General features: G+C 70.3%; 18 protein-coding genes. 14 read left to right on the top strand and 4 right to left on the bottom strand.

All coding sequences use genetic code 11. From position 1 onward, the window contains the following. From ACN469_RS29030 to ACN469_RS29000, 7 genes are all read left to right on the top strand, one after another. A partial coding sequence (locus tag ACN469_RS29030) for a hypothetical protein (protein WP_498772986.1) occupies positions 1–1,049 on the top strand: 1,049 nt, incomplete at its 5' end. A gap of 33 nt (positions 1,050–1,082) precedes the next feature. Beyond that, on the top strand, positions 1,083–2,195 hold the full coding sequence (locus ACN469_RS29025; protein ID WP_498772984.1) for an XdhC family protein: 1,113 nt from the start codon (positions 1,083–1,085) through the stop codon (positions 2,193–2,195). 107 nt (positions 2,196–2,302) lie between these two features. Beyond that, positions 2,303–2,884 carry a nucleotidyltransferase family protein gene (locus tag ACN469_RS29020; RefSeq protein WP_498772982.1) on the top strand — a complete coding sequence of 194 codons (582 nt, stop codon included), beginning with the start codon at positions 2,303–2,305 and terminating at the stop codon, positions 2,882–2,884. 94 nt (positions 2,885–2,978) lie between these two features. Then, a complete protein-coding gene (locus tag ACN469_RS29015; protein ID WP_498772980.1) occupies positions 2,979–3,209 on the top strand; it encodes a hypothetical protein in 231 nt (76 codons plus the stop codon). Positions 3,210–3,270: 61 nt separating this feature from the next. After that, positions 3,271–3,846 carry a YqgE/AlgH family protein gene (locus tag ACN469_RS29010; RefSeq protein ID WP_498772978.1) on the top strand — a complete coding sequence of 192 codons (576 nt, stop codon included), beginning with the start codon at positions 3,271–3,273 and terminating at the stop codon, positions 3,844–3,846. A gap of 183 nt (positions 3,847–4,029) precedes the next feature. After that, a complete protein-coding gene (locus ACN469_RS29005) occupies positions 4,030–5,292 on the top strand; it encodes a hypothetical protein (RefSeq protein ID WP_498772976.1) in 1,263 nt (420 codons plus the stop codon). A 119-nt stretch (positions 5,293–5,411) separates the two neighbouring features. Continuing rightward, positions 5,412–6,995, top strand: a complete 1,584-nt coding sequence (locus ACN469_RS29000) for a sensor histidine kinase (protein WP_498772974.1) — start codon at positions 5,412–5,414, stop codon at positions 6,993–6,995. Here ACN469_RS29000 and ACN469_RS28995 read toward each other — a convergent pair. Next, positions 6,992–9,745 (bottom strand): winged helix-turn-helix domain-containing protein, encoded by a 2,754-nt coding sequence (locus ACN469_RS28995; RefSeq protein ID WP_498772972.1) that lies wholly within the window; start codon positions 9,743–9,745, stop codon positions 6,992–6,994. The two genes, ACN469_RS29000 and ACN469_RS28995, sit on opposite strands and share 4 nt — an antisense overlap. 407 nt (positions 9,746–10,152) lie before the next feature. Here ACN469_RS28995 and ACN469_RS28990 point away from each other — a divergent pair, with 407 nt between their 5' ends. Beyond that, on the top strand, positions 10,153–10,521 hold the full coding sequence (locus ACN469_RS28990) for a hypothetical protein (protein WP_498772970.1): 369 nt from the start codon (positions 10,153–10,155) through the stop codon (positions 10,519–10,521). 30 nt (positions 10,522–10,551) lie between these two features. On the opposite strand, the gene ACN469_RS28985 is transcribed toward ACN469_RS28990, so the two are convergent. From ACN469_RS28985 to ACN469_RS28975, 3 genes are all read right to left on the bottom strand, one after another. After that, positions 10,552–11,400 carry a hypothetical protein gene (locus ACN469_RS28985; RefSeq protein ID WP_498772968.1) on the bottom strand — a complete coding sequence of 283 codons (849 nt, stop codon included), beginning with the start codon at positions 11,398–11,400 and terminating at the stop codon, positions 10,552–10,554. Positions 11,401–11,537: 137 nt separating this feature from the next. Then, positions 11,538–12,359, bottom strand: a complete 822-nt coding sequence (locus ACN469_RS28980; protein WP_498772966.1) for a TIGR02452 family protein — start codon at positions 12,357–12,359, stop codon at positions 11,538–11,540. A gap of 154 nt (positions 12,360–12,513) precedes the next feature. Beyond that, on the bottom strand, positions 12,514–13,365 hold the full coding sequence (locus ACN469_RS28975; RefSeq protein WP_498772964.1) for a hypothetical protein: 852 nt from the start codon (positions 13,363–13,365) through the stop codon (positions 12,514–12,516). 193 nt (positions 13,366–13,558) lie between these two features. Between ACN469_RS28975 and gstA the strand changes: the two genes are divergently transcribed. The 6 genes from gstA (at position 13,559) to ACN469_RS28945 (ending at position 20,554) form a co-directional block, all read left to right on the top strand. After that, on the top strand, positions 13,559–14,167 hold the full coding sequence (gene gstA / locus ACN469_RS28970; RefSeq protein ID WP_498772962.1) for a glutathione transferase GstA: 609 nt from the start codon (positions 13,559–13,561) through the stop codon (positions 14,165–14,167). Beyond that, complete coding sequence (locus ACN469_RS28965) at positions 14,164–14,523, top strand: VOC family protein (RefSeq protein WP_163870362.1); 360 nt, start codon at positions 14,164–14,166, stop codon at positions 14,521–14,523. Before gstA ends, ACN469_RS28965 begins: the two co-directional genes overlap by 4 nt. Before the next feature lie 229 nt (positions 14,524–14,752). Next, a complete protein-coding gene (locus ACN469_RS28960) occupies positions 14,753–15,811 on the top strand; it encodes a UvrB/UvrC motif-containing protein (RefSeq protein ID WP_498772959.1) in 1,059 nt (352 codons plus the stop codon). A gap of 151 nt (positions 15,812–15,962) precedes the next feature. Then, entirely contained in the window at positions 15,963–16,247 is a 285-nt protein-coding gene (locus ACN469_RS28955; protein ID WP_498772957.1) for a hypothetical protein, read from the top strand. 150 nt (positions 16,248–16,397) lie between these two features. Continuing rightward, positions 16,398–17,792 (top strand): ammonium transporter, encoded by a 1,395-nt coding sequence (locus ACN469_RS28950; protein ID WP_498772955.1) that lies wholly within the window; start codon positions 16,398–16,400, stop codon positions 17,790–17,792. A gap of 221 nt (positions 17,793–18,013) precedes the next feature. Then, positions 18,014–20,554, top strand: a complete 2,541-nt coding sequence (locus tag ACN469_RS28945; protein WP_498772953.1) for a hypothetical protein — start codon at positions 18,014–18,016, stop codon at positions 20,552–20,554. Positions 20,555–20,600: the final 46 nt, after the last annotated feature.

Here is a 20,600-nt window from a genome sequence, read left to right as displayed (position 1 = left end):
CGGCGACGGTGACGCTCGTCTTCACCTGGGTGTATCGGCTGGCGGGCAGGACGGCCGCCATCATCGGCGCGGTGGTCGCGGCGCTGCACCCAGGGGCCCTCGCCTTCGCCACCCTGCTGGACAGCACGGCGGCCAGCGCGCTCGCCTTCCTCTGGTTCTGCTTCGAGCTGTGGCGACTTCAGCGGGAGGAAGGCTCCATCGCCCGGCTCGCCGCCGCGTCGCTCCTCCTCTTCTTCGTGCGCTCCATCTTCCAGTGGCCCTTCTTCCTGCTCGTGGCCCTGTGCCTCGCGCTGAGGAGCGTCCCCCTGCGGCGCGTGGGAAGGTACCTCGCGGTGGTGGCGCTCTTCGCGGGCCCCTACGTCGCCAAGCAGGTGGCGCTGTTCGGCACGTCGATGACGTCCACCTTCGACGGACTCAACTTCTGTCGAGCCATCGGCCAGGGCGAGCCCGACCTCGGCGGCGTGCGCCTGCCTCCGAACGTGATGCCCACCTCCCTGCCCTCTCCATCGAGCGCCGCCGTGCTGCGCCAGGACGAGAAGCTGGGGGGGTACTACAACTACAACCACCTGGATGCCCTGCGCTACTCGGTGGGCTTGAAGTACGTGTGTCGCCGGGCGCTGCTCGAGCAACCCCTCTCCACGACGCTCGCTTCCTTCGCGGAGAATGCCTCGCTGTATGGCGAGCCCTCCAGTCGCTACCAGCCCCACGTCCTGGTGGACCGGCTGCCGTGGCGCGAGCCGCTCGACTTCGTCTTCTCCTCGCCCGTGCTCTGGTTGCTGCTGCTCGTCACCGGGGTGCCAGCCTTGAGGAGACTCGAAGACCGGGCTGCGTGGCTCCGCGTAACCGGGCTGGTGCTTCCCGTGCTGTTCGTCGTCACGGTGAGCATCCTGTTCGAGAAGGGCGAGAACATGCGGTTCAAGTACTTCATCGAGCCGGTGCTCTTCGTCTTCCTCTGCGTGGAAGGCTCTCGACTCGCCGCGCGGGTTCTCGCACGGTTCTCGACAGACTCCGTGCCGGTGAAGCCCCACGACAGCTCCGCGGTCCGTTGACGCCCGCGCCTCTGCTAGGATGAGCGGCGGAACATGAAGGACCTGGACGCCATCCTCCGCGCCCGCGCGCACTCGCGAGGCCCCTGGGTACTGGCCACGGTGGTCGCCGTGTCCGGTTCGTCGTACCGCAAGCCCGGCGCCCGGATGTTGATGGGCGAGGACGGCTGGCTCGCCGGTGGCGTGAGCGGCGGCTGCCTGGAGGCCGACATCGTCCGCAAGGCGTTCTTCTGGACGAGCACCGGGCCGCGCGTGCTGCGCTACGACTCCACGGGCGAGAGCCCCGAGGACGAAGGAAGCCTGTCCTTCGCGCTCGGCTGCAATGGGGTCGTGGACGTCCTGCTGGAGCGCAGCGAGCCGGGCCCCGTGGATGCGCTCGCGTTCGCGGCCGAGGCCCGGAACCTGGGGCGCCGCGCCGTCGTGGCCACCGTGTACCAGGGACCGACCCATGCCGTGGGTGCTCGACTGCTGCTGCGCGATGACGGGCTGGAGGCCGGGCACCTCGCTGGCACCCTGGGTGAGGCCGTTCGCGAGGCCGCTCGCGAGGCGCTGGACGCAGGACGCACCTGGAGCGGTCCGTGCGGAGGAGCCGACGTGCTGGTGGAGGTGGTGGAGCCACCCCATGCGCTGGTGCTCTTCGGCAGCGGCTTCGATGTGGCCCCTGTCGTCGCCCAGGCCGCGGGGCTGGGCTGGCAGGTGACGGTGGTCGCGGACCGTCCCACGGAGACGTTGCGGCGTCGCTTCCCGCTGGCGCACGCGGTGGTGTCCGCGAAGGCGCGCGAGGCCGCGACGACGGTGCCGCTGTCGCCCCGCACGCTGGCGGTGTTGATGACGCACAGCCTGCCCCAGGACCAGGAGCTGCTGGCGGGCCTGCTGCCCCGGTCCTTGCCCTACCTGGGTGTGCTGGGGCCTCGCTCTCGCACGGACAGGCTGCTCGCGGCGCTCTCCCCTGCGCCCAGCGCGGCGATGTTGGAGAAGCTCCACGCGCCGGTGGGCTTGGACCTGGGCGCGGAGGGCGCGGAGGAGATTGCCTTGTCCATCGTCGCCGAGCTCCAGGCCGTCGTCGCCGACCGCGAGGGTGGGAAGCTGCGCGAGCGACAGGCCCCCATCCACACGGCGGCGACGCCTCCCGTGCGGAAGCTCGCGTGACAGGTCCGGAGCGAGAGGCTTCACCCGACGCTCGTGACTCGGCCTCACTCCCGGATGTCTGTGTAACCGGACAGGTTGAGCGCGCCGACTCGGGTGTAACCGTCGGTGTGGTGTTGCTGGCGGCGGGCGGCTCCTCTCGCCTCGGGCACCCCAAGCAGCTCGTCGTCCATCGAGGCCAGACGCTGATTCGCCGCGCCGCGGAGGCAGCGCTCTCCCTCGGCGGGCCCGTGGTCGTCGTCCTGGGGGCTCACCGAGAGGCCATCGCCTCGGAGCTCACGGGGCTCCCCGTCCAAAGCGTGACGCATCCGGACTGGGCGCTCGGGCCGGGCGGCTCCCTGACGGCGGGGCTCGCCGCGCTGCTCGCTACACCCGACACCCACGCGCCGCCCGCCGTGGACGCCGTGCTCGTCATGCTGTGCGATCAACTGCGCGTCGAGGCCGCGCACCTGGAAGCGCTCGTGGCCACGTGGCGAAGCACCGGTGCTCCCGTCGTCGCCTCCGAGTACGACGGGACACGCGGCGTGCCCGCCTTGTTCGCTGGCTCCGTGTTCGACGAACTGGCGTCACTCTCCCCCGAGCAAGGTGCGCGTGGTGTGATTGCCCATGAGCCCTCTCGCGTCGTCACCGTCCCACTGCCGGGCGGCGACGAGGACGTGGACACGCCCATGGACCTGGCCCGACTGAAGTAACCGGTCTTACAGTCGCCCGCCGTTCAACCTATGCTGTCCCGTCACGGTACGCGGAGCGCGGCTCGCGTTCGCTGTCGGCACTGGGGGAGGCTTCATGGAGCGGAAGGACAAGGAGACACTCGTCAAGGTGGGCGTCGGAGCGCTCGCCTTCAAGTGGCTGTCGGGAGAGTTCATCTTCCTCCTCTCCGTTGGCATCCTGCTCGCCATTGCCACCATCGGCATCCTCATCGGACTGGCCGTTGACCCCGCCGTGGCCCTGGCCCGCTTCAAGGCGGAGCATCTGGCGGAGCTGCCACAGCCCACCCCACCACCTCGCAAGCCGTGAAGATGGACGCCGCGACAGCCCCGCTCCCGCGTCCACACGTCACCCGCGCGAGTGCGGCGTCGTGAGGACCCTGGTCCGAAGACATGCGGCGCTGTTGTGGCTCCTCGCCGCGCTGTCGATGCTCGTGCTCTTTCCCCGCTTCATCGACGTGCTCAAGGCGCTAGAGCACGAGCCCGTGGAGCTGAAGCCGGGCTCACTCCTCGTCTCCAGACCCGGTCGCGTGTCGGGCGCCTTCGACGAGACGGTGGTGTTGCTGCTGGATGCGGGGCCGGCGCGGAGCACCTGGGGACTGGTGCTCAACCGCGTGCGCACCCACCAGGACCAGCGACTTCCCGAAGGCGTGGACCGCTGGGGTGGCCCCGTCACTCCCGGACACCGCACCACGCTCACGCTGGACAGCCCACCACCCGGAGGAGCCCACCCCCTGCTCACTGGCCTGTCCTGGTACGAGGGGAGCCGGGAGCCCCGAATGCCCGTCGGCAGCTCGCTCACCTTCGAGGGCCTGTCGGTCTGGTCGCCTGGACAGCTCGAGGAGGAGCTTGCCCAAGGAAGCTGGTGGGTCACGGAGGCACACGCGACAGATGTCTTCACCGCGCCCGGCTCGCTGTGGGTGGAGCACGCCGCCAGACACCTGTGAGGGCTGACGCACCCACGCCTGCTCTCGCGCGACAGCCCCGCTCATGGCCCGCATGGGCATCACACGGCCCGGATTCGTCGTCCTCCGGACACTGATGCAATGCGGCGAAGCCAGTATGGCTTGGAAGATCCTGGACAGTGACTACCTCCCCAGGGCCCCACACCTGTCCCCGCCGGTGTCCCCATGCGCCTCCTCCGCTTTTCTTCTTCGTCCCGCCTCTTCTCCGTCCTGGCGCTGGTCACCACACTGACGTCCATGTCGACCCAGGCTCAGCCCGCGGCCACGCCGCTGGAGGACAACCGCCGCATCACCCTGGGCTACATCGCCCTCGCCTATGAAGTGGGCGCGGTGCTGGACCCGACGCTCCAGCCCGGTGGCGCCAGCGCCGTGCGCCCCAACTGGTTCGCCTTCGCGCCCCATGCCTCGCAGACCGGCGGCGAGGGCCTGTTGGGCACGGCGCTCGCCCGACGCGTCATCGCCGCCGCGCGCGGACAACCTTCCTTGTCGGTGCTCCATGCGCTCCAGCGCGTGGGGCTCGACGCCCAGCTCCGCGTCGCGCCCGAGCAGCTGGGGCTGGAGCTGGTGCTGCGTGGACTCCCCACCGACGTGGCCGCCTCGCTCGGCGCGCTCATCACCTCCCTCAACGGCGCGGCGCTGCTGGACGTGCGCACGCTGGCCGCCACCGCCACGCGCTTCGCCGCGCTCTACGCGAGCGCCCCGGGCTTCTGGCCACTCGACAAGGCGGAGAGCATCGTCTTGACGCTGGAGCACACGCTCCACGAGGGAAACCTCGCCATCTTCACGGACATCGGCGGCTCGGGCCGGCTGTACATGGACTGGCGCCAGGGCGCGGGCGCGGTGACGCCGGAGCGCGTGCTGGCGGAGTTCACGCTGGTGGGCGCGGTGCCCGCGCAGTCCTCGCAGGCGTATGCCTATGCGCTGGCGCACGTGAACGACGTCCCGCGGCCCTACCTGTTCGACCAGGTCTTCCCGGGCATGCACTACAAGAGCCTGCTGGTGGCCGCCTTCGCCCTCTACGAGAAGGCCCGCGTGGCCCCGACGGCGACCGAGCGCGACGCGCTGGTGGCCCTGGGCAACAACTACATCGCCTGGCGCGAACAGCACGACATGGCCCAGCCTGTCTTCTCGCCCTCGGTGCAGCGGCCGGACGAGGTGTCGCGTGTCGCGCTGCTCCAGATTGTCACCCCGCTGCTCCGCACGGAGTTCGGCACGGTGGTCTGGAACTACGCCGACTATGCGTACAGCCAGCCGGACCGTGATGGAAATCCCCTGACGTCTCCGCCCACGGAGTACAACTGGGCCGTCTTCCTGGACCGGTGGAACGGCATCCTCTACGCCTTCGACCAGGCGTACCTCCAGCCCACGGGCCTGTGGGTCATGCCGACACCCATCGAAGACCCGACCGCGCTTTCAGGCGGGCCCTGAGTCGCATGTCCCGTCCTCGTCGCGGAGCCAGCCGGAAGAGGGGCCGAGGCAAGGGCCGGTGGATGGCCCGGCGCGCGGACGCAGGGCCGCGTCATGATTCTCCAACCGGAGGAGGCGACTTGACGCATTTGGAGCGTCAGGGGACGGTTCAGGTCTACATGAACTCCGCGCCGTCCCCCGTGTCCGGCCCCCCGCAAGACACCTCCCACGACACGCGAGTGTTGCCTGCTGTCGCCGCCGACGAAGCAGGGCTCTCCGCCGACGCGCGCCTGTGTGTCCTGCGGGAGATGATGAGCGAGGCGTTTCTCTCCCTCGATGCCCAGGGGCGCATTCGCGAGGTCAATGGCCGCGCCGCCGCGCTGCTGGGCCTCCCCGCCGACGAGCTCCGAGGCCAGGAGCCCTGGGTGGCGGAGCCCGCGCTGGCGGGCACCTCGCTGCATGAGCGGCTGATGGCCGCGCTCGCCACCCGCGAGGGAGGACGCTTCCTGGCGGAGCTGCCCTCGCGCACCTGGCTGGATGTGAATGTCCAGGTCGTGGGCGAGGAGACGTGGGTGCTCGCCGCCGACATCACCCGCCGCCAGCGCGCGGAGAACGAGGTGGCCCGGACCGAGGAGCGCTTCCGTCAGCTCGGCGAGCGCTTCCAGGTGGCCCTGGACTCGGCGCAGATGGCCGTCTGGGAGACGAACCTCGCCACCGGGCAGGTGTTCCGCTCGGAGGGGCATGACCGGCTCTACGGCTACCCCCATCCGCTGGCGGAGTGGACCCACGAGCGCTTCATCGAATCACTGCATCCCGACGACCGCCCGGGTGTCCAGGCGCAACTGGATGACATCTTCGCGGGCAAGATGGATGCGTACACCTCTACCTTCCGGACGTACTGGCCGGACGGCTCGTGGCACTGGCTCACCAGCCGGGCCCGGGTGTTGCGCGACGCGACGGGCAAGGTGGTGGTCTTCCGAGGCGCCATCCTGGACATCACCGCGCTGAAGGAGACGGAGTCCGCGCTCCAGGAGGCGGTGCGCACGCGCGACGACTTCCTCTCGCTGGCCAGCCACGAGCTGCGCACACCGCTGACGTCGCTGCGCCTCCAGGCCCAGTTGCTGCAACGCATGGGGGAGAACACGCCCATGGAGACGCTCGGCTCCCCCAGGGTCCAGGCGAAGCTGGAGGCCACCGAGCGCCAGCTGCGTCGGCTGAGCGCGCTGGTGGACAACCTGCTGGACGTCAGCCGCATCCGCACGGGCAAGCTGGACTTCCACTTCACCGAGGGAGACCTCGCGGCCGTCGTCGCCGACCTCGTCGCGCGCTTCAGCGATGAGGCTCGTCACATGGGCGTGCAGCTCCACTCCTCGATGGAGGGGCCGATGATGGGCCGCTTCGACCGGCTGCGGATGGAGCAGGTGGTGAGCAACCTGCTGTCCAATGCCCTGCGCTACGGCTCCGGCAATCCGGTGCACCTCTCGCTCACGCGCTACGGCGGCACCCTGCGACTCCAAGTCAGGGACAGCGGCCAGGGCGTCCCCGAGAAGGACCGCGAGCGCATCTTCGAGCGCTTCACCCAGGGCGACAACGCGCAGCGCAGCGGGGGCATGGGGCTGGGCCTCTACATCGTCCGGCAGATTGTCGAGGCGCACGGCGGACACATCCGCGTGGAGGAATCACCCGGCGGTGGCGCGACTTTCGTGGTGGACCTGCCGCTCTAGGTCGCGCCGGGCTCGTCGCGCACGAAGGCGAAGCCCCGAGGCACCTCGAGCCGATAGCCCGGGTCCTCGAACACGAGGCGCGCGCCGGTGCTCTCCAGCATCTCCCGCAGGTGGCGCACGTGGACGCGCAGCGCGTTGTCATGCAGGCGGGGGTCATAGTCCGCCTCCCACATGGCCCGCACGCACGCCTCCTTCGACAGCGTGCGCCCTGGCTGCCGGGCCAGCGCATACAGCAGGCGGCGCGGCAGCACGCGCTTGGCCAGCGAGACGGTGTGGCCTCCCGCGCGCAGCGCATGGTCTCTTGCGTCCAGCACCACTCCGTCGGACGCGGAGGACGGAGCCTCGGCGGCGAGCCGGGAGCCGTCGGACGTGACCACCCGCAGCGAGGCGAGCGTGCGCGCCAGCGCGGGAATCAGCTCCGGGTCCGCCGAGCCCTCCGACGCGGAGCGCGCCGCCGCCTCCAGTGAACCCCGGGCCTCGTTCGCGCGCTCGGAGAGCCGGTGCAGCAGGGCCCGGGACAGGTGGGCCAGCGCACGCTCCAGCGCGAAGTCCTCTCCTCGCGCGAGGGGCTCCAGCGACGCCAGCAGCCCCTCCGCGCGCACGCTGTCGCCCGCCGTCGCCGCCGCCAGCGCCGCCAGCGCACGCTGTCGAGCCGCCACGCCCGGACGCACCTCGCGAGGCTCCACGGCGGAGGGCCGCTCCACCTGCCGCAGCACGTCCGAGGCACAGGCCGCCTCGGCCGCGCGGGCCAGCCCCTCGGCGCCACGAGCGCGCGCGGCGGCGGCCGCAGCCTCCAGCAGCGCCAGTCCCTCCGCGCGCCGCCCCAGCTCCAGCAGCATGCGGCCCGCGCCGACGCGGGAGAGGTGGTGGACGAAGAGATAGCCACCCTGCTCCGCCCGCGCGGCCACCTCTCGCAGTCCGGCCAGCGCGGCGCGCCGCTCACCCCGCTCTCCGAGCACCAGCGCGGCGATGCAGTCCAGCTCCAGCGCGAGCCTCGGCGCGCCCAGCTCTCCCAGCCGCTCGCGCGCGCCATCCAGCGCGGCCTGCGCCTGCGTGAAGCGCCCCAGTCGACTGAGGATGCCCGCGGACATCGCGGCCACCAGCGGCCCGCGCGAGTTGAGCGGCGCGCCTTCCAGCAAGGACAGACACTGGCTCAGCGGCTCCTCGAGCCCCTCGTCCCGGCCTTCAATCCAGCACATCAGCGCGCGGGCATAGGCGCACCAGCCGAGCACGCGCTTGTCCTCGGACGCGGCGCCCGCGGCGTCGAGCATCTCCAGGGACTCGTCCAGCCGGCCCTGGAAGAAGCGCAGCGCGGCCCAGGCGAGCAGCTGCTGGAGGAAGACCTCCGCGTCGCGCGGCATGGGCATGGCCCCCAGCGTCCGCTCGCACGCGTCCAGCTCCAGCGAGAAGAGGGCCACCCGCACCAGCACCGTGCCCACCTGCTCGCGCAGCGCCGCGTCCTCCCCGTCCCCGAGCGAGGCCCGCAGCTCCAGCAGCTCCGAGTAGGCACGGCGCAAGTCCAACAGCCGCACCTGGGCCCGCGCCCGGGCCAGCCCCACGTCCGGCGTGCGCGGCGCGGGCGGCAGCGAGCCCAGCAACGTCAGCAGCTCACCCGCCGCGCCCTGCCGCACGAGCGCCTCCGCCTGCTCCACGATGAAGGCCCGGCGCTGCTCATGGCGCCCCAGGGCCTGGAGATGGCGGCACATCGCGCGCACCCGCACCACCTCTGGCAGCGGCTCGCGCTCGAGCAGTCGCAGGAGCGCCTCGTGCGCGGCGCGCGCCTCGTCCGCGTTCAGCAGCGTCTGGAACGCCTCGCGCACCAGGTCATGCACGCCGTGGCGGCCCCGCGCATCCGTCTCGACGAGGAGCCGCGCGCCCAGCCTCCGCAGCGCCTCGCCCGCGGCCTCTCCAGGCAGCACGTCGCGAAGGGCGGAAGCCGGCAGCGGCAGCTCCGACAGGGCCAGCACCGCGGCCACGTGCCGCTCATCCGGAGGCAGCGCGGCGAGGGCCGCTCGCACAGGCTCTTCCACGTCCGCGTCATTCGCATGGGCGCGGCGCAGGAGGAACGGCGCACCTCTCGAACGAGCCCACGCCGCGGCGAAGCCCTCCCGAGCGCCATACAGCGTGTCCAACTGCCGCCACAGCAGCTTCGCCGCGGCCTCCGGCAGCCCGTCCAGCCGCAGCTCGAAGCGGTCCGGGCTCGCGGCATGGCGCGGCACCTCCTCGCGTGAGGTGGCCAGCAGCGCGCCGTGGCGCAGCCGCCCGCCGAGTCCCTCCACCAGCGCCAGCCGCTCCTCCGGCCGCAGCACGTGGAGGTCATCCAGGACGAACAAGGCCCGGCGCGCTTCCAGCTCCCGCGCCAGGTCCTCCAGGCGCGAGTCGTCCGACAAGGCCTGGGCCACCGGCGCCTCGCGAAGGAGGCGGCGCGCGTCGTCGACCACCGCGTCCAGCGTGTCGCCAGGAGCGATGCGGCGGTGGACGACGGGTCCCCGGTGGCGCGACGCCACGGCCGCCACCAGCGCGGACTTGCCCACGCCCGGCAGGCCATAGACGACGCCGGTGCGCACCTTGCGCAGCAGCGTGCTCAGCCGCTGAAGCTCCTGCTTGCGCCCCACGAAGACGGCGGGCGGCCCCAGCCCTCGCGGCGTGGCGACCCGCACGCCCTCCTCACGCGACACGCGGCCCGCTCGCACGGGGGTGCCCGTGGCGCGCCTGCGACGACTGCGGGGAGAGGGCGTTCCGGTGGGCATGATCGACCTCGGACCGACTCAGGAAACGCACCCCGCGCACCGCGCCCGCTCGCCCTCACGCGGGGTGAGAAGCGTCGGAGTCAGCGTCTCGGGCGTCACCGGGCGGGCAGGTCTCATGTGCCCCAGCCTGACATACCCTCCTGTCGTATCCCTATGTCCGCCCGTGGACAGGTGAGGGCTTGCACCTACGCGGAATCCACCCACCCCGTGGGACAAACACAGACATCGTGTGTTTCAGGGTCACTCCGATTTTTCACAATTTGTCGCCCTCCGAGAAGGAATTGGCGCGCGAAGAGAAACAACTCGAAGTGAAATCGCGCATCATTCTCCAGCTTCCCGATGGCCAGAGAGCAAGCAACCTCACCTGGTCAGCGCGCCATTGGGTTTTCCGTCCGGAGGGCGCTCCGATGTGGATTGAGACCATCATCATGCCCCGGGAAGAGCGGGGGCCTCGAGCGGCCCCGCCCCCCCGAGACAGGCGGGCTGTCCTGCAGGCCGCGGGAGAGGAGAACCGTGCCTTGCGGGACGCGGTGACGGGCTTCTTGAGCGCACATCACCTGCTGGGTGCGGTGAAGTGGATGAGCGAGCCGGGCTTCCTTCCCCTCATCACGCTCCACTGTACGGAGCGAGCGCTGGAGAAGCTTCGCGAGGCCGCGGAGTTCGTCGTCGGATGCGCATCACCCGTGGATGCCTATCAGCCGCTCACCAGCACTGAGCCGGAGCTGTCCACGGATTCAGTGTCCATGGCCGTGCCCGTCTTCGCTCGCTATCCCTGACGTCGCGGCGCCGTCTCCGGCGCCCACCCCTTACGCCTGGGCCGTCGCCGCGTCCGACTCCAGGAGGAACGCTCTCAGCTCCAGCACGCGCTCCGCCACCCGCGCCGCATCGCTCGCGGAGGTGAAGAGCCAGGTGACGGCCTCCTCGGAGGACTCCGCGCCGGCCAGCCGCCGCACCCACTCGGGCGTGCCATCCTCACCGGGCGGGTGTCCTTCCTCCGCGGCCTGCACCCAATCACGAGCGCCCTGACGAAGCCGCTCGGCCTCATCCGCCGTGAAGATGAGCACCGCCGTGTCGCCATGCGCCGCCGTCCTCGGGTGCACCCGGCGCAGCGCCTGCACGAGCTGATGGGCCACACCCGTCAACGTGACTTCATGAATCTGGCTGCTCGTGTCTCCCACCTCACCCCGGCTGCGCAGGACGAGGTTGCCCAGGAGCGCGGTGTAGTGGAAGCCCTCGCGCCCGGTCTTCTCGTCGGTGGTGAAGACACTGGCCTCCTGGCCGAGCCACGTCTCCGTGCGCTCCGCGCCCACGAAGCGGGCCTCCCCCACCGCGACCTGAAGCGTCGCCATGGAGACGCCGCGCGCCTCGCACACCGCTTCCGAGAGCGCTCCGGTGGAGAGGAACTGGTGGTACGCCGCCAGCCCCTCGCGCTGGGTGACATCGAAGTCCACCTGCCATCCCGACCAGCGCAGGACGTCTCCCACGATGCCCGGACTCGCGGCGGCGCCCCCCACGCCGCGCGCGAAGTCCTCGAGCACCGACAGCATCCTCGTGGGGCCGACGAGGACACGAACGGTGCGAGCATCCCGCTCGCGAGAGACCCATGACAGCCCTCTCGCGTGCGCGGCGACGTCCGACGCCCTCGCCACACCCACCGACGATTCCCCCGGATCGCCCCAATCCCCTCGCATCGGCTTCCCCCTGAAGTGAACGCTTGGGGAGTTGTCGTCCAAACCGGGGCGGAGGTGGAATTAAACCGAGTTAAATCCGCGCTCGCGCCCCGGGCTCCGCGTCACGCGAAGTGCTCGCGGAAGGCGCGCAGGTTGGGCCCGTCTCCGCCCCGCTCGTACACCGCGAACACCACGCGCTTGAAGGCGCCGGGCAGCGCCGCCAGCGCGAGCGAGAAGGCGCGGGCCGCCTCCACCGGTTCGTTGCGAAAGACGCCGCAGCCCCACGCGCCCAGGACGAGGACCTCGTGGCCCTGGTGCGCCGCCACCTGGAGCACCTTCAGCGCCCGCGCTCGCAGCACCGCGTGGACCTGGGGCCGCACGAGAGGGTCCGCGCGGAGCGCCTCGCCGGCGTTGGGCGCGGGCGCGGTGAGCACGGAGAGGCAGAAGGGCCGCTCCAGCAGCTCCAGCGAGTCGTCCCGGAAGAACGGCACGTCCGGCGAGTAGATGAGGTGGTCGGTGTACAGCATCGAGCGCTCGGCCCGGTTCGTGTCGTAGTAATCCCGCTGCGACATCAGGCACGGATAGAGCGCCGAGCAACGCGCCAGGTCCTCCTCCTGCGCCTTCGCGCCACCCAGGAAGCCTCCTCCGGGGTTCTTCGCGGAGGCGAAGTTGAGCGCGGCGACCCGCGTCTCTCCTTCCTCTTCCACCAGGCGCCGCGCGGCCTGCCCCGTCTTCTCGCCTGTGACTTCCAGGCGAAGCGCGGGAAGCTCCAGGCCCCGCTCGCGGGGAACGAGCCGCTCGAAGTCGCCGGGGCGATACAGCACCGTCCCGCTCACGGCGCGCTCCACAAGGCTCCCCAGCGAGACGTGCCGCCCCGAGGGCGCCACATACGTCCCCTGCTCCGTGATTCGCACCGTTTGCCGCGCCAGCTCCTTCAACGACATGACCCGCTCCTGACAGACCGCCACCGCGAGAAAGCGGTGAGGCTTCGTGTCTAAATAACACGAACACTGCCAGCCGGTCCTGACATCCGTCGCGTGGAGGAGTCAGGCGAGCCGCCGGCCCAGGGAGCACCCGGGCCGGCGGGGACGACGAGCGCTACTCGCAGCCGACGCGCTGGGTGCGGCTGACCACCAGGTTGTCGATCCACGTCTCGGAGGCGGACGGCCCCTGGGGGTGCACGAAGCCGTAGCCCACCCAGAAGTTGTTGAAGGAGCGCATGCCGATGCTGGTGAAGTCGTGGGCCAGCGCGCCGTCCACGTAGACGCGCGTGTTGCCGTGGGTGCTGGTCGCGGTGGGGCGGCGCACCTCCCACTCCAGGCAGACCCAGCGGCCGGTGGACATGCCCAGGTTGACGGGCGGCCCCTGCCGATTCCAGCCCTGCCCGTTACGCGCGGACCAGTCATCGAGCGCGAACCCCGCGTCGCTGATGACCTGAAGCTCGATGCCGCCGAAGTCCGAGTTCGTGTCGGAGAAGAGCACGAAGTAGGTGCCCATCTGCCCGAACAACCCGGGGAAGGACTTCATGAACACATGCGCGCGCACGAAGAGCTGGGTCTCGAACGGGGGCATGCTCTTCATCCACCGCGCGATGGCATCGACGTCGGCGGTGGCCTCGTTGACTCCGTCCTCCGTCACCACATGCAGCGAGCGCGCGCCGGTGTGCGGCTTGGTGCCGTCCGCCTCGATGGTGGAGTGCTCGTGCCCGACATCCCAGCCCGCGGAGCCGTTCTCGAACGTCTCACAGATGAGGGCGCCGGACGGACAGGACGCGTTGCCCGTGCCGCCGTCGCCCGGGGTGCCACCGGCGTCGGTGCCCGAGTCGGTGGGGTTGGAGCCGCCATCCTCGGTGCCGGAGTCGGGCTTGTCGTCGGCATCACCGGAGCACGCTGGCATCACGCCCCACGTCAGCAACGCGACGGGCAGCAACAGAGCGACTTTGAAACGCATGGAGGTCCTTCCAGGTCGAGCCCAAGGCCCGGCCATGTCTGAGCGAAAGAACTACCACTCCAAGCAAGCCCCCGGCAGCGGGGCCCCCCGGACCCAGGAGCCAGGCGGCCTGCCCGCTCGAAACGGTGGAATCCCTCCTCGGGAAGGTGCAGAACTGCGCGCCTCGAACCCCACACGTGAGGAATACGCTCCCATGAAGCTCTTCTACTCGTCCGGTGCCTGTTCCCTGTCTCCGCACATCATCCTGCGTGAGGCGGGCCTGAAGTTCGACTTCGAGAAGGTCGACCTGCGCTCGAAGAAGACGGAGACCGGCGCGGACTTCTTCGCCGTGAACCCGAAGGGCTATGTCCCCGCCCTCCAACTCGACAACGGCGCGGTGCTGACGGAGGGCCCCGCCATCGTCCAGTACATCGCGGACCAGGCGCCCGAGGCGAAGCTGGCCCCGGCCAACGGCACCCTGGAGCGCTACCAGCTCCAGGAGATGCTCAACTTCATCGGCACCGAAATCCACAAGTCCTTCAGCCCCCTCTTCAACCCGGCGTTTCCGGACGAAGGGAAGAAGATCTACAAGGACCGGCTCGCGACGCGCTTCAAGACGCTGGACGCGCTGCTCTCCAAGCAGTCCTTCCTCCTGGGTGAGCAGTTCACCGTCGCGGACGCGTACCTCTTCACCGTGCTGAACTGGGCGAAGCCCATGCAGCTGGACATGGAGCCGTTCCCGGCGGTGCGGGCCTACCACGCGCGCGTCGGTGCTCGCCCGCACGTGCAGGCCGCGCTGGCCGCCGAAGGCCTCACGAAGTGATTCCCGCCTTCGTCAAGCTGCTCGTCTCGGACCTGACGCGCTCGCTCGCGTTCTACGAGGCGCTCGGCTTCGAGCGAACCCAGGCGGAGCCGCCCTTCGTCCGCCTCCAGTGGGCGGGCGCGGTGGACGTCTACCTCGTCGCGCCTCCGACCCAGTTGCAGTTGGAAGGCCGACGGGGGCTGGGCGTGCTCGTGGGCTTCCGCGTCGAGGGCCAGAGCGGCCTGGACGAGCTGCTCCTGCGGGCGCAGGCGCAGGGGGCCGTGGTGGAGGGCCCCGCCATCCAGCCCTGGCACACCCGGGAGGTCATCGTCACCGACCCGGACGGCTACCGGCTCAACTTCATCGAGCCCGCGTAGCACCGCCTGACCTGGAGGGTCCGCGAAGGCCCTCCAGGCTCGGGGCGAGCAGCTCCGTCATGGCCAGCGAGGTGCGCGCCACGAGCCCTCTCTTGCTCGCCTGCGTCGTGCTTCCTGGCAGGCCCGTCAGCTCCCCGGTCAGGCACGGAGCGAGTGCGGCATGGCGCCCTCCCCCAGGTGTACGGTGGGCTGTCGTCCGGCGCGCTCAGGGCCGGGCCTTCGCTTCACGATGTCCTCCCGCGTCGCCTCACTCCTCGACCACGTCCGCGCGAACGCGGAGAACCGGCCCGGCATCTACCGGATGCTGGGGCCCTCGGGCGAAGTGCTCTACGTGGGCAAGTCCGTGCGGGTGCGCTCGCGGCTGCTCTCCTACTTTCGCGCGGAGCCCGGCGACAAGGCGGCGGACATCATCGCCCATGCGCATCAGGTGGAGTGGGAGCACACGCCCAGCGAGTTCGCCGCGCTGCTGCGCGAGCTGCGCCTCATCAAGTTCCACCGCCCGCTCTACAACGTGGAGCACAAGCGGGACCGCGGCCAATGCTTCCTCCACCTCACCAAGGAGGCCGTGCCCCGACTGCACGTCGTGGGGCGCGTCACCGGCGCGAGCGGCGACTACTACGGCCCCTTCCAGGGACAGGGCGCTGTCTCCGACGTGGTGCGCGCGGTGAATGATTTGCTCGAGCTGCGCGACTGCGCGGCGGACACGCCCATGCGCCTGGCCAACCAGGGACAGCTCTTCCCGCTGAAGCAGGAGCCCCTGTGCATGCGCGGCCAGCTCTCCCGCTGCCTCGCGCCCTGCGCTGGTGGCTGCACCCACGCCGAGTACCACGCGCGCATCGCCCAGGCCCGCGCCTTCCTGGAAGGCACCTCCGACGCGCCCCTCACCCTGCTGCACGAGCGCATGGCGCTGGCCGCGCGGCGCCTCCAGTTCGAGTACGCGGCGGAGCTGAGAGACCGCGCGGAGCGCCTGAAGAACCTCCGTGAGTGGATGGTCTCCCTGGGCCGGACGATGAAGCGACTATCCTTCGTGTACACGGTGCCGGGCCACGCCGGAGAGGACCGCGTCTACGTCCTGCGCCGAGGCAGCGTGCGCGACGAGCGACCCGCGCCGCGCACGTCCGAGGAGCGCGAGGCCCTGGAAGCTCGTGCCCGCGAAATCTTCGAGCGCCCGGAGCCCGAGACGCTCGGCCTGCGCGCCCACGAGGCCCAGGAGGTGATGCTCATCGCCCGCTGGTTCCACCTCCACCCCGAAGAGCTGGAGCAGTCCACGCCAGCGCCGCCCGCGTGAGCCGCGCGCACGCGCTGACTCGTATGTCCGCGTAGGACTCCACGCGGGGACGAAGCGTGCCGCGTCGGCGGGTACGTCCGTCGCGCATGACGAGCGCGCGTCAGTGCCACCGGGTATGACTGCGCCCATTTCCTTCAAGGGAGGATGGGACATGAAAGCCAGGCTCTCGATAGCCACCCTCGCGGCCGGCCTGCTCGCGTCGTCGGCCGCGTGGGCCGCCGTCACCGTGCGCTACTACAACCGCGACTCGCGCGACTACACCTGGACAGCGGTGTGCAGCGGCGTGAGGACCACCGTCTCGTTCGGCAAGAGCCAGACGGCCTCCGTCACCATCCAGGGCTCACGCCCCTGCACCATCCAGGCGGACGGCGGCGACGTCATCCTCAAGGGCGGCGAGGACCTGGACATCAAGGATGGCCGCATCATCGTGAAGTAGACGAACCTACACAGAGGCCAGATTTATCAAGCTTTAGCTCAATTCCTCCTGTTTTTAACCCTGGCGACCGACCATTAAGACCCCAGGGCGTTGAATCTGGCCCACACCGGCCCCATACTGCATTGCGTCAGTCTTCCTTGGGGTGACGTGATGAAGAAGTGGTTGGCACTGGCCCTGCTGGTGGGAGTGGGCGTGGCGGGCATGTTCGTGACGCCGGCGGCGCAGGTGAAGCAAGGGGGGCCCATCAACCCAGCGGACACGGCGTGGATTCTCACCGCGACGGCGCTGGTGCTGCTGATGACGCCCGGCTTGTCGTTCTTCTACGGCGGCATGGTGCGGCTGAAGAACGTCGTGTCCACGCTGCTCCAGAGCTACATCGCCATGGCGGTCATCAGCCTGCTCTGGGTGGTGGTGGGCTTCAGCCTCTGCTTCGGTGACAGCTTCCACGGCCTCATTGGCGACCCGCGGACGTTCTTCATGTTCAGCGGCGTGGGTGGGGAGACGCACCCGGACCTGGCGCCCACCATTCCCCTGCTGCTGTTCGCGCTGTTCCAGCTCAAGTTCGCCATCATCACCCCGGCGCTCATCACCGGCGCCTTCGCGGAGCGGGTGCGCTTCAAGGCGTATGTGCTCTTCATGGTGCTCTTCACGCTGGTCATCTACGCGCCGCTCGCGCACTGGACGTGGCACCCGGAGGGCTTCCTGCGCCAGCTGGGCGTGCTGGACTTCGCGGGCGGCACGGTGGTGCACATGTCCGCGGGCTTCGCGGCGCTGGCGGGCGCGCTGGTGCTGGGGCGTCGGCAGGTGCATCTGGAGAACACGTCGCACACTCCCGCCAACCTGCCCTTCGTGATGCTGGGCACGGGCATGCTGTGGTTCGGCTGGTTCGGCTTCAACGCGGGCTCGGCGCTGTCGGCCTCGTCGCTGGCCACGCTGGCCTTCGCCACCACGAACACGGCGTCCGCGGCGGCGATGCTGGGCTGGATTGCCTTCGACTGGCTGCGCAATCGCAAGCCGAGCGCCATGGGCGCGTGCGTGGGCGCGGTGGTGGGTCTGGTCGCGGTGACGCCGGCCGCGGGCTTCATCACCGTGGGGCAGAGCATCATGGTGGGCCTGGTCGCCAGCTTCGTGAGCAACGCGGCGGTGCACTTCAAGAGCCGCACCTCCATCGACGACACGCTGGACGTCTTCCCCTGCCACGGCCTGGGCGGCGTGGTGGGCATGGTGCTCACCGGCGTGCTGGCCAAGGACGTGGGGCTCATCCACGGCCAGACGAAGACGTTCTTCATGCACATGGTGGCGCTCGCGCTGGTGTCCGCCTTCTCGTTCATCGGCTCGTACCTGCTCTACAAGCTGGTGGACCGCATCGTCCCGCTGCGCGTCACCCGCGAGCAGGAGGAGCAGGGGCTCGACTTGAGCCAGCACGGCGAGACGATGGGCGAGTCGACCATTGCCCCCGCGCCCCACGCCACCGCCAGCGCGGCGCCGGCCACGCCTCCCGCGACCGCGACGACACAGTCCTCCACGGAGCCGTTGCCCGCTTGAGCGGAGCAAGCGCGCGGACCCACCGAGGCGGGCACGCGCCGCGACTGTTGACCACCGGGTGCGCCGGGGTGAGTTGCTCCCCCGTCCACCCGGGCATCCGTACGGTGTCCGACGCTCCCCGCACGTCCCCTGGGATGGCGTGGGAGCGCGCCTCCTAGGCTCCCCGCATCGCGAGCGCCCCATGAGATGAGGCACGGCGCCGCGAGTCCCGGGGGGACACCATGCACCAGGGTATCGCGGTCCACGCCGCGCGGGTTGTGGTGCTCGTGGTCCTGCTGACGGGCTCCGGCGACGCGAGCGCCTCCGGGCCCCCGACGCGCGAGGAGTACTTCCGCTACGTGCCCCTGGCCTACCCGCGCATCGTCCGGCAGACGACCGCGAGCCAGACGCTCACGCTCTACGGCGACACGGCGGACCCGTCCTACCGCGACGAGGCTCCACGCGACGGAATGGACGACCAGCGGTTCCGCGTGCTGCAGGCGCTCGCGGTGCGCTTCGCGCCCATCCTGGTGAAGAACACGTACACCTTCCCCATGGACCACAAGGCGTTCCGGAACCTGCCCGGAGGCCTGCTGCTGAGCCTGGACACGTGGGACCTGGCGAAGCCGGGCTCGGTGTTGATGCGCAGCGACTCCATCAACTTCTCCTCGCTCGGCCATCAATGCCCCGAGGATGGCGCACCCGAAGTCGCGCTCCAGACGGAGCAGTCCGGGAGGGATGCGCGCGACGACTGCCGCCTCATCGGGCTGCTGCGGGAGTTCCACCCGGACCACCCCACCATCCCCCGACTTCGCCAGGACGCGGTGGCCGCCGAGCAGGCGCCCTTCACGGTGATGTACTTCGACTTCCCGGGCTTCGACCCCTCCTCGTGGCACGAGGCATACGCCAGCCCGATTCCAGACGAGATTGCCCGCCGCTACCTGGGCACGGAGAAGGTCTACGCGCATCCCTTCCTCGCGGAGGTGCGCGACGCGGAGCGCGGACTGCGCGGCTACGAGCTGCTCATCCAGTATTGGTTCTTCTATCCATTCAACGCCGGAGGCAACAACCACGAGGGCGACTGGGAGCACGTGAGCGCCGTCATCTCCCCGCTGTCCGCCGTGGAGCGCGCGCTCACCGAGGACGAGGTGCGGCGCATCCTCGATGGCGGCCAGGCCGCCGACGGCCCCGACCCCCTGGTCCTCAAGCGCACCGAGTACTTCTTCCACCGCAACTCCATGGTCTTCGACTTCGCGCACCCCAACGCGTACCTGCCCCGCGAGCGCTGGGAGGAGCTGCTGGAGCTGCGCGGCGAGGACCACCCCGGCGAGAAGAAGCTGCTGGCGCGGGTGCGCAGCTACGTCTGGGCGGACGAGAAGGAGACGCGCATCAACACGCATCCCATCGGCTACATCGGCGCGGACTCGAAGGGACTGGAGCAGCTGCTCGCCTCGCCCGGCCCTCACGCGCGCGAATCCCACGCCACGTATCCCTTGCCCGGCGTCTTCAAGGGCGTGGGCCCGGCGGGCTCCACGGAGGCGGTGCCCAAGCACTTCGACCACCAGGAGTACCTGTCGGACCCGACGCGGCCCCTGCCCGAGGACGTGGTGCGCTACGACATGGCGGAGCGCATCGACCTGGTGCCGGACTGGGAGCGCGTCTACGACCTGGCCATCGAAGACCCCCACGTGCGGCGTGAGTGGTCCTGGCTCATCCTTCCGCTGCGCTGGGGCTACCCTTCCGCCGCCTCGCCGCTGGCGGGCATCGTCGCGCACTCGGACATGGGCAACCTGTCCATCACCGGCCCCGCCTTCAGCGAGGGCTGGAACCGGCCCGCGCCCAACGCGGGCTTCGTCCGCTACGCCCCCGGAGAGCTGCCCTGGTTCTTCCCGCTGGACGTGCAGGACAACTTCTCCAACAACCTGGGCTTCCTCAACGGCCCGGTGGCCATCATCATCAGCCTGCCTCCGTTCGACTTCCTCTACCGGGTGGTGGGGCTGCCCATCCGCGCGCTGGTGGAGAAACACGAGCCCGTCTACACGCCCCAGAAAGAGCTGCCCCGGCGACGCGCGAGCGTGGAGGCGGGCATCAGCATCGGGCTGCTCGACAAGGACTTCGCCGCGCTGCTGCTCAACGACAGGCAGTTCGCCGAGTGGCAGCCGCAGCTGCTCGCCATGGACCCGACCATCAGCGAGCAGCCGTCCCGGTTCATCCAGCCGGTGGTGGACACGGCCATCTCCCCCACGCTGAAGGTGAGCTTCTACCTGGGCAACCGCTTCACGTCGGAGAACACCCTGCTGCACTCGCGCAGTGACGTGGGCCTCGACGTGCCGCTGGCGGGCGAGACGACCCTCTTCCAGCTCCGCGCGAAGCTCAACCTGTGGGAGTACGCGGGCAGCATCCGCTACAACATCCTGCCCGGCGGCTTCCAGCCGTACGTCAAGGTCGGCTACGGGCTGACGTGGTACCGGCTGGAGGAAGGCAACATCAACGGCGTGGGGATGGCCAATCCCAACTCGTACTGGATTCGCCTGCCCGGCTTCTTCCGCAACCTGTGGCCCAACACGCTGCACCTGGGCGCGGGCCTGGATGTCATCCTCGTGAAGGGCTTCTTCCCCGGGCTGCGCGGCCTCGACGGCGGGCTGCGCGCCGGCTACGTGTTGTCCCGCCACGAGCTGGGCATCCGGGACCTCACCACGCCCGGCTCGCTGGAGGGCGCGGTCAGCGAGCCCGTGCACGTCTACCGCAACACCTTCGAGCTGCTCGGCACGCTGAGCTTCTGACGGCGCTACCGGGCGCGTGTCGTCCAGCGTCATCCTCGGGCCGTGC

It is taken from the genome of Corallococcus terminator (assembly GCF_049194865.1).
In the GTDB taxonomy this organism is placed as follows: domain Bacteria; phylum Myxococcota; class Myxococcia; order Myxococcales; family Myxococcaceae; genus Myxococcus; species Myxococcus terminator_A.
This window is presented reverse-complemented; position numbering and strand designations above follow the sequence as displayed.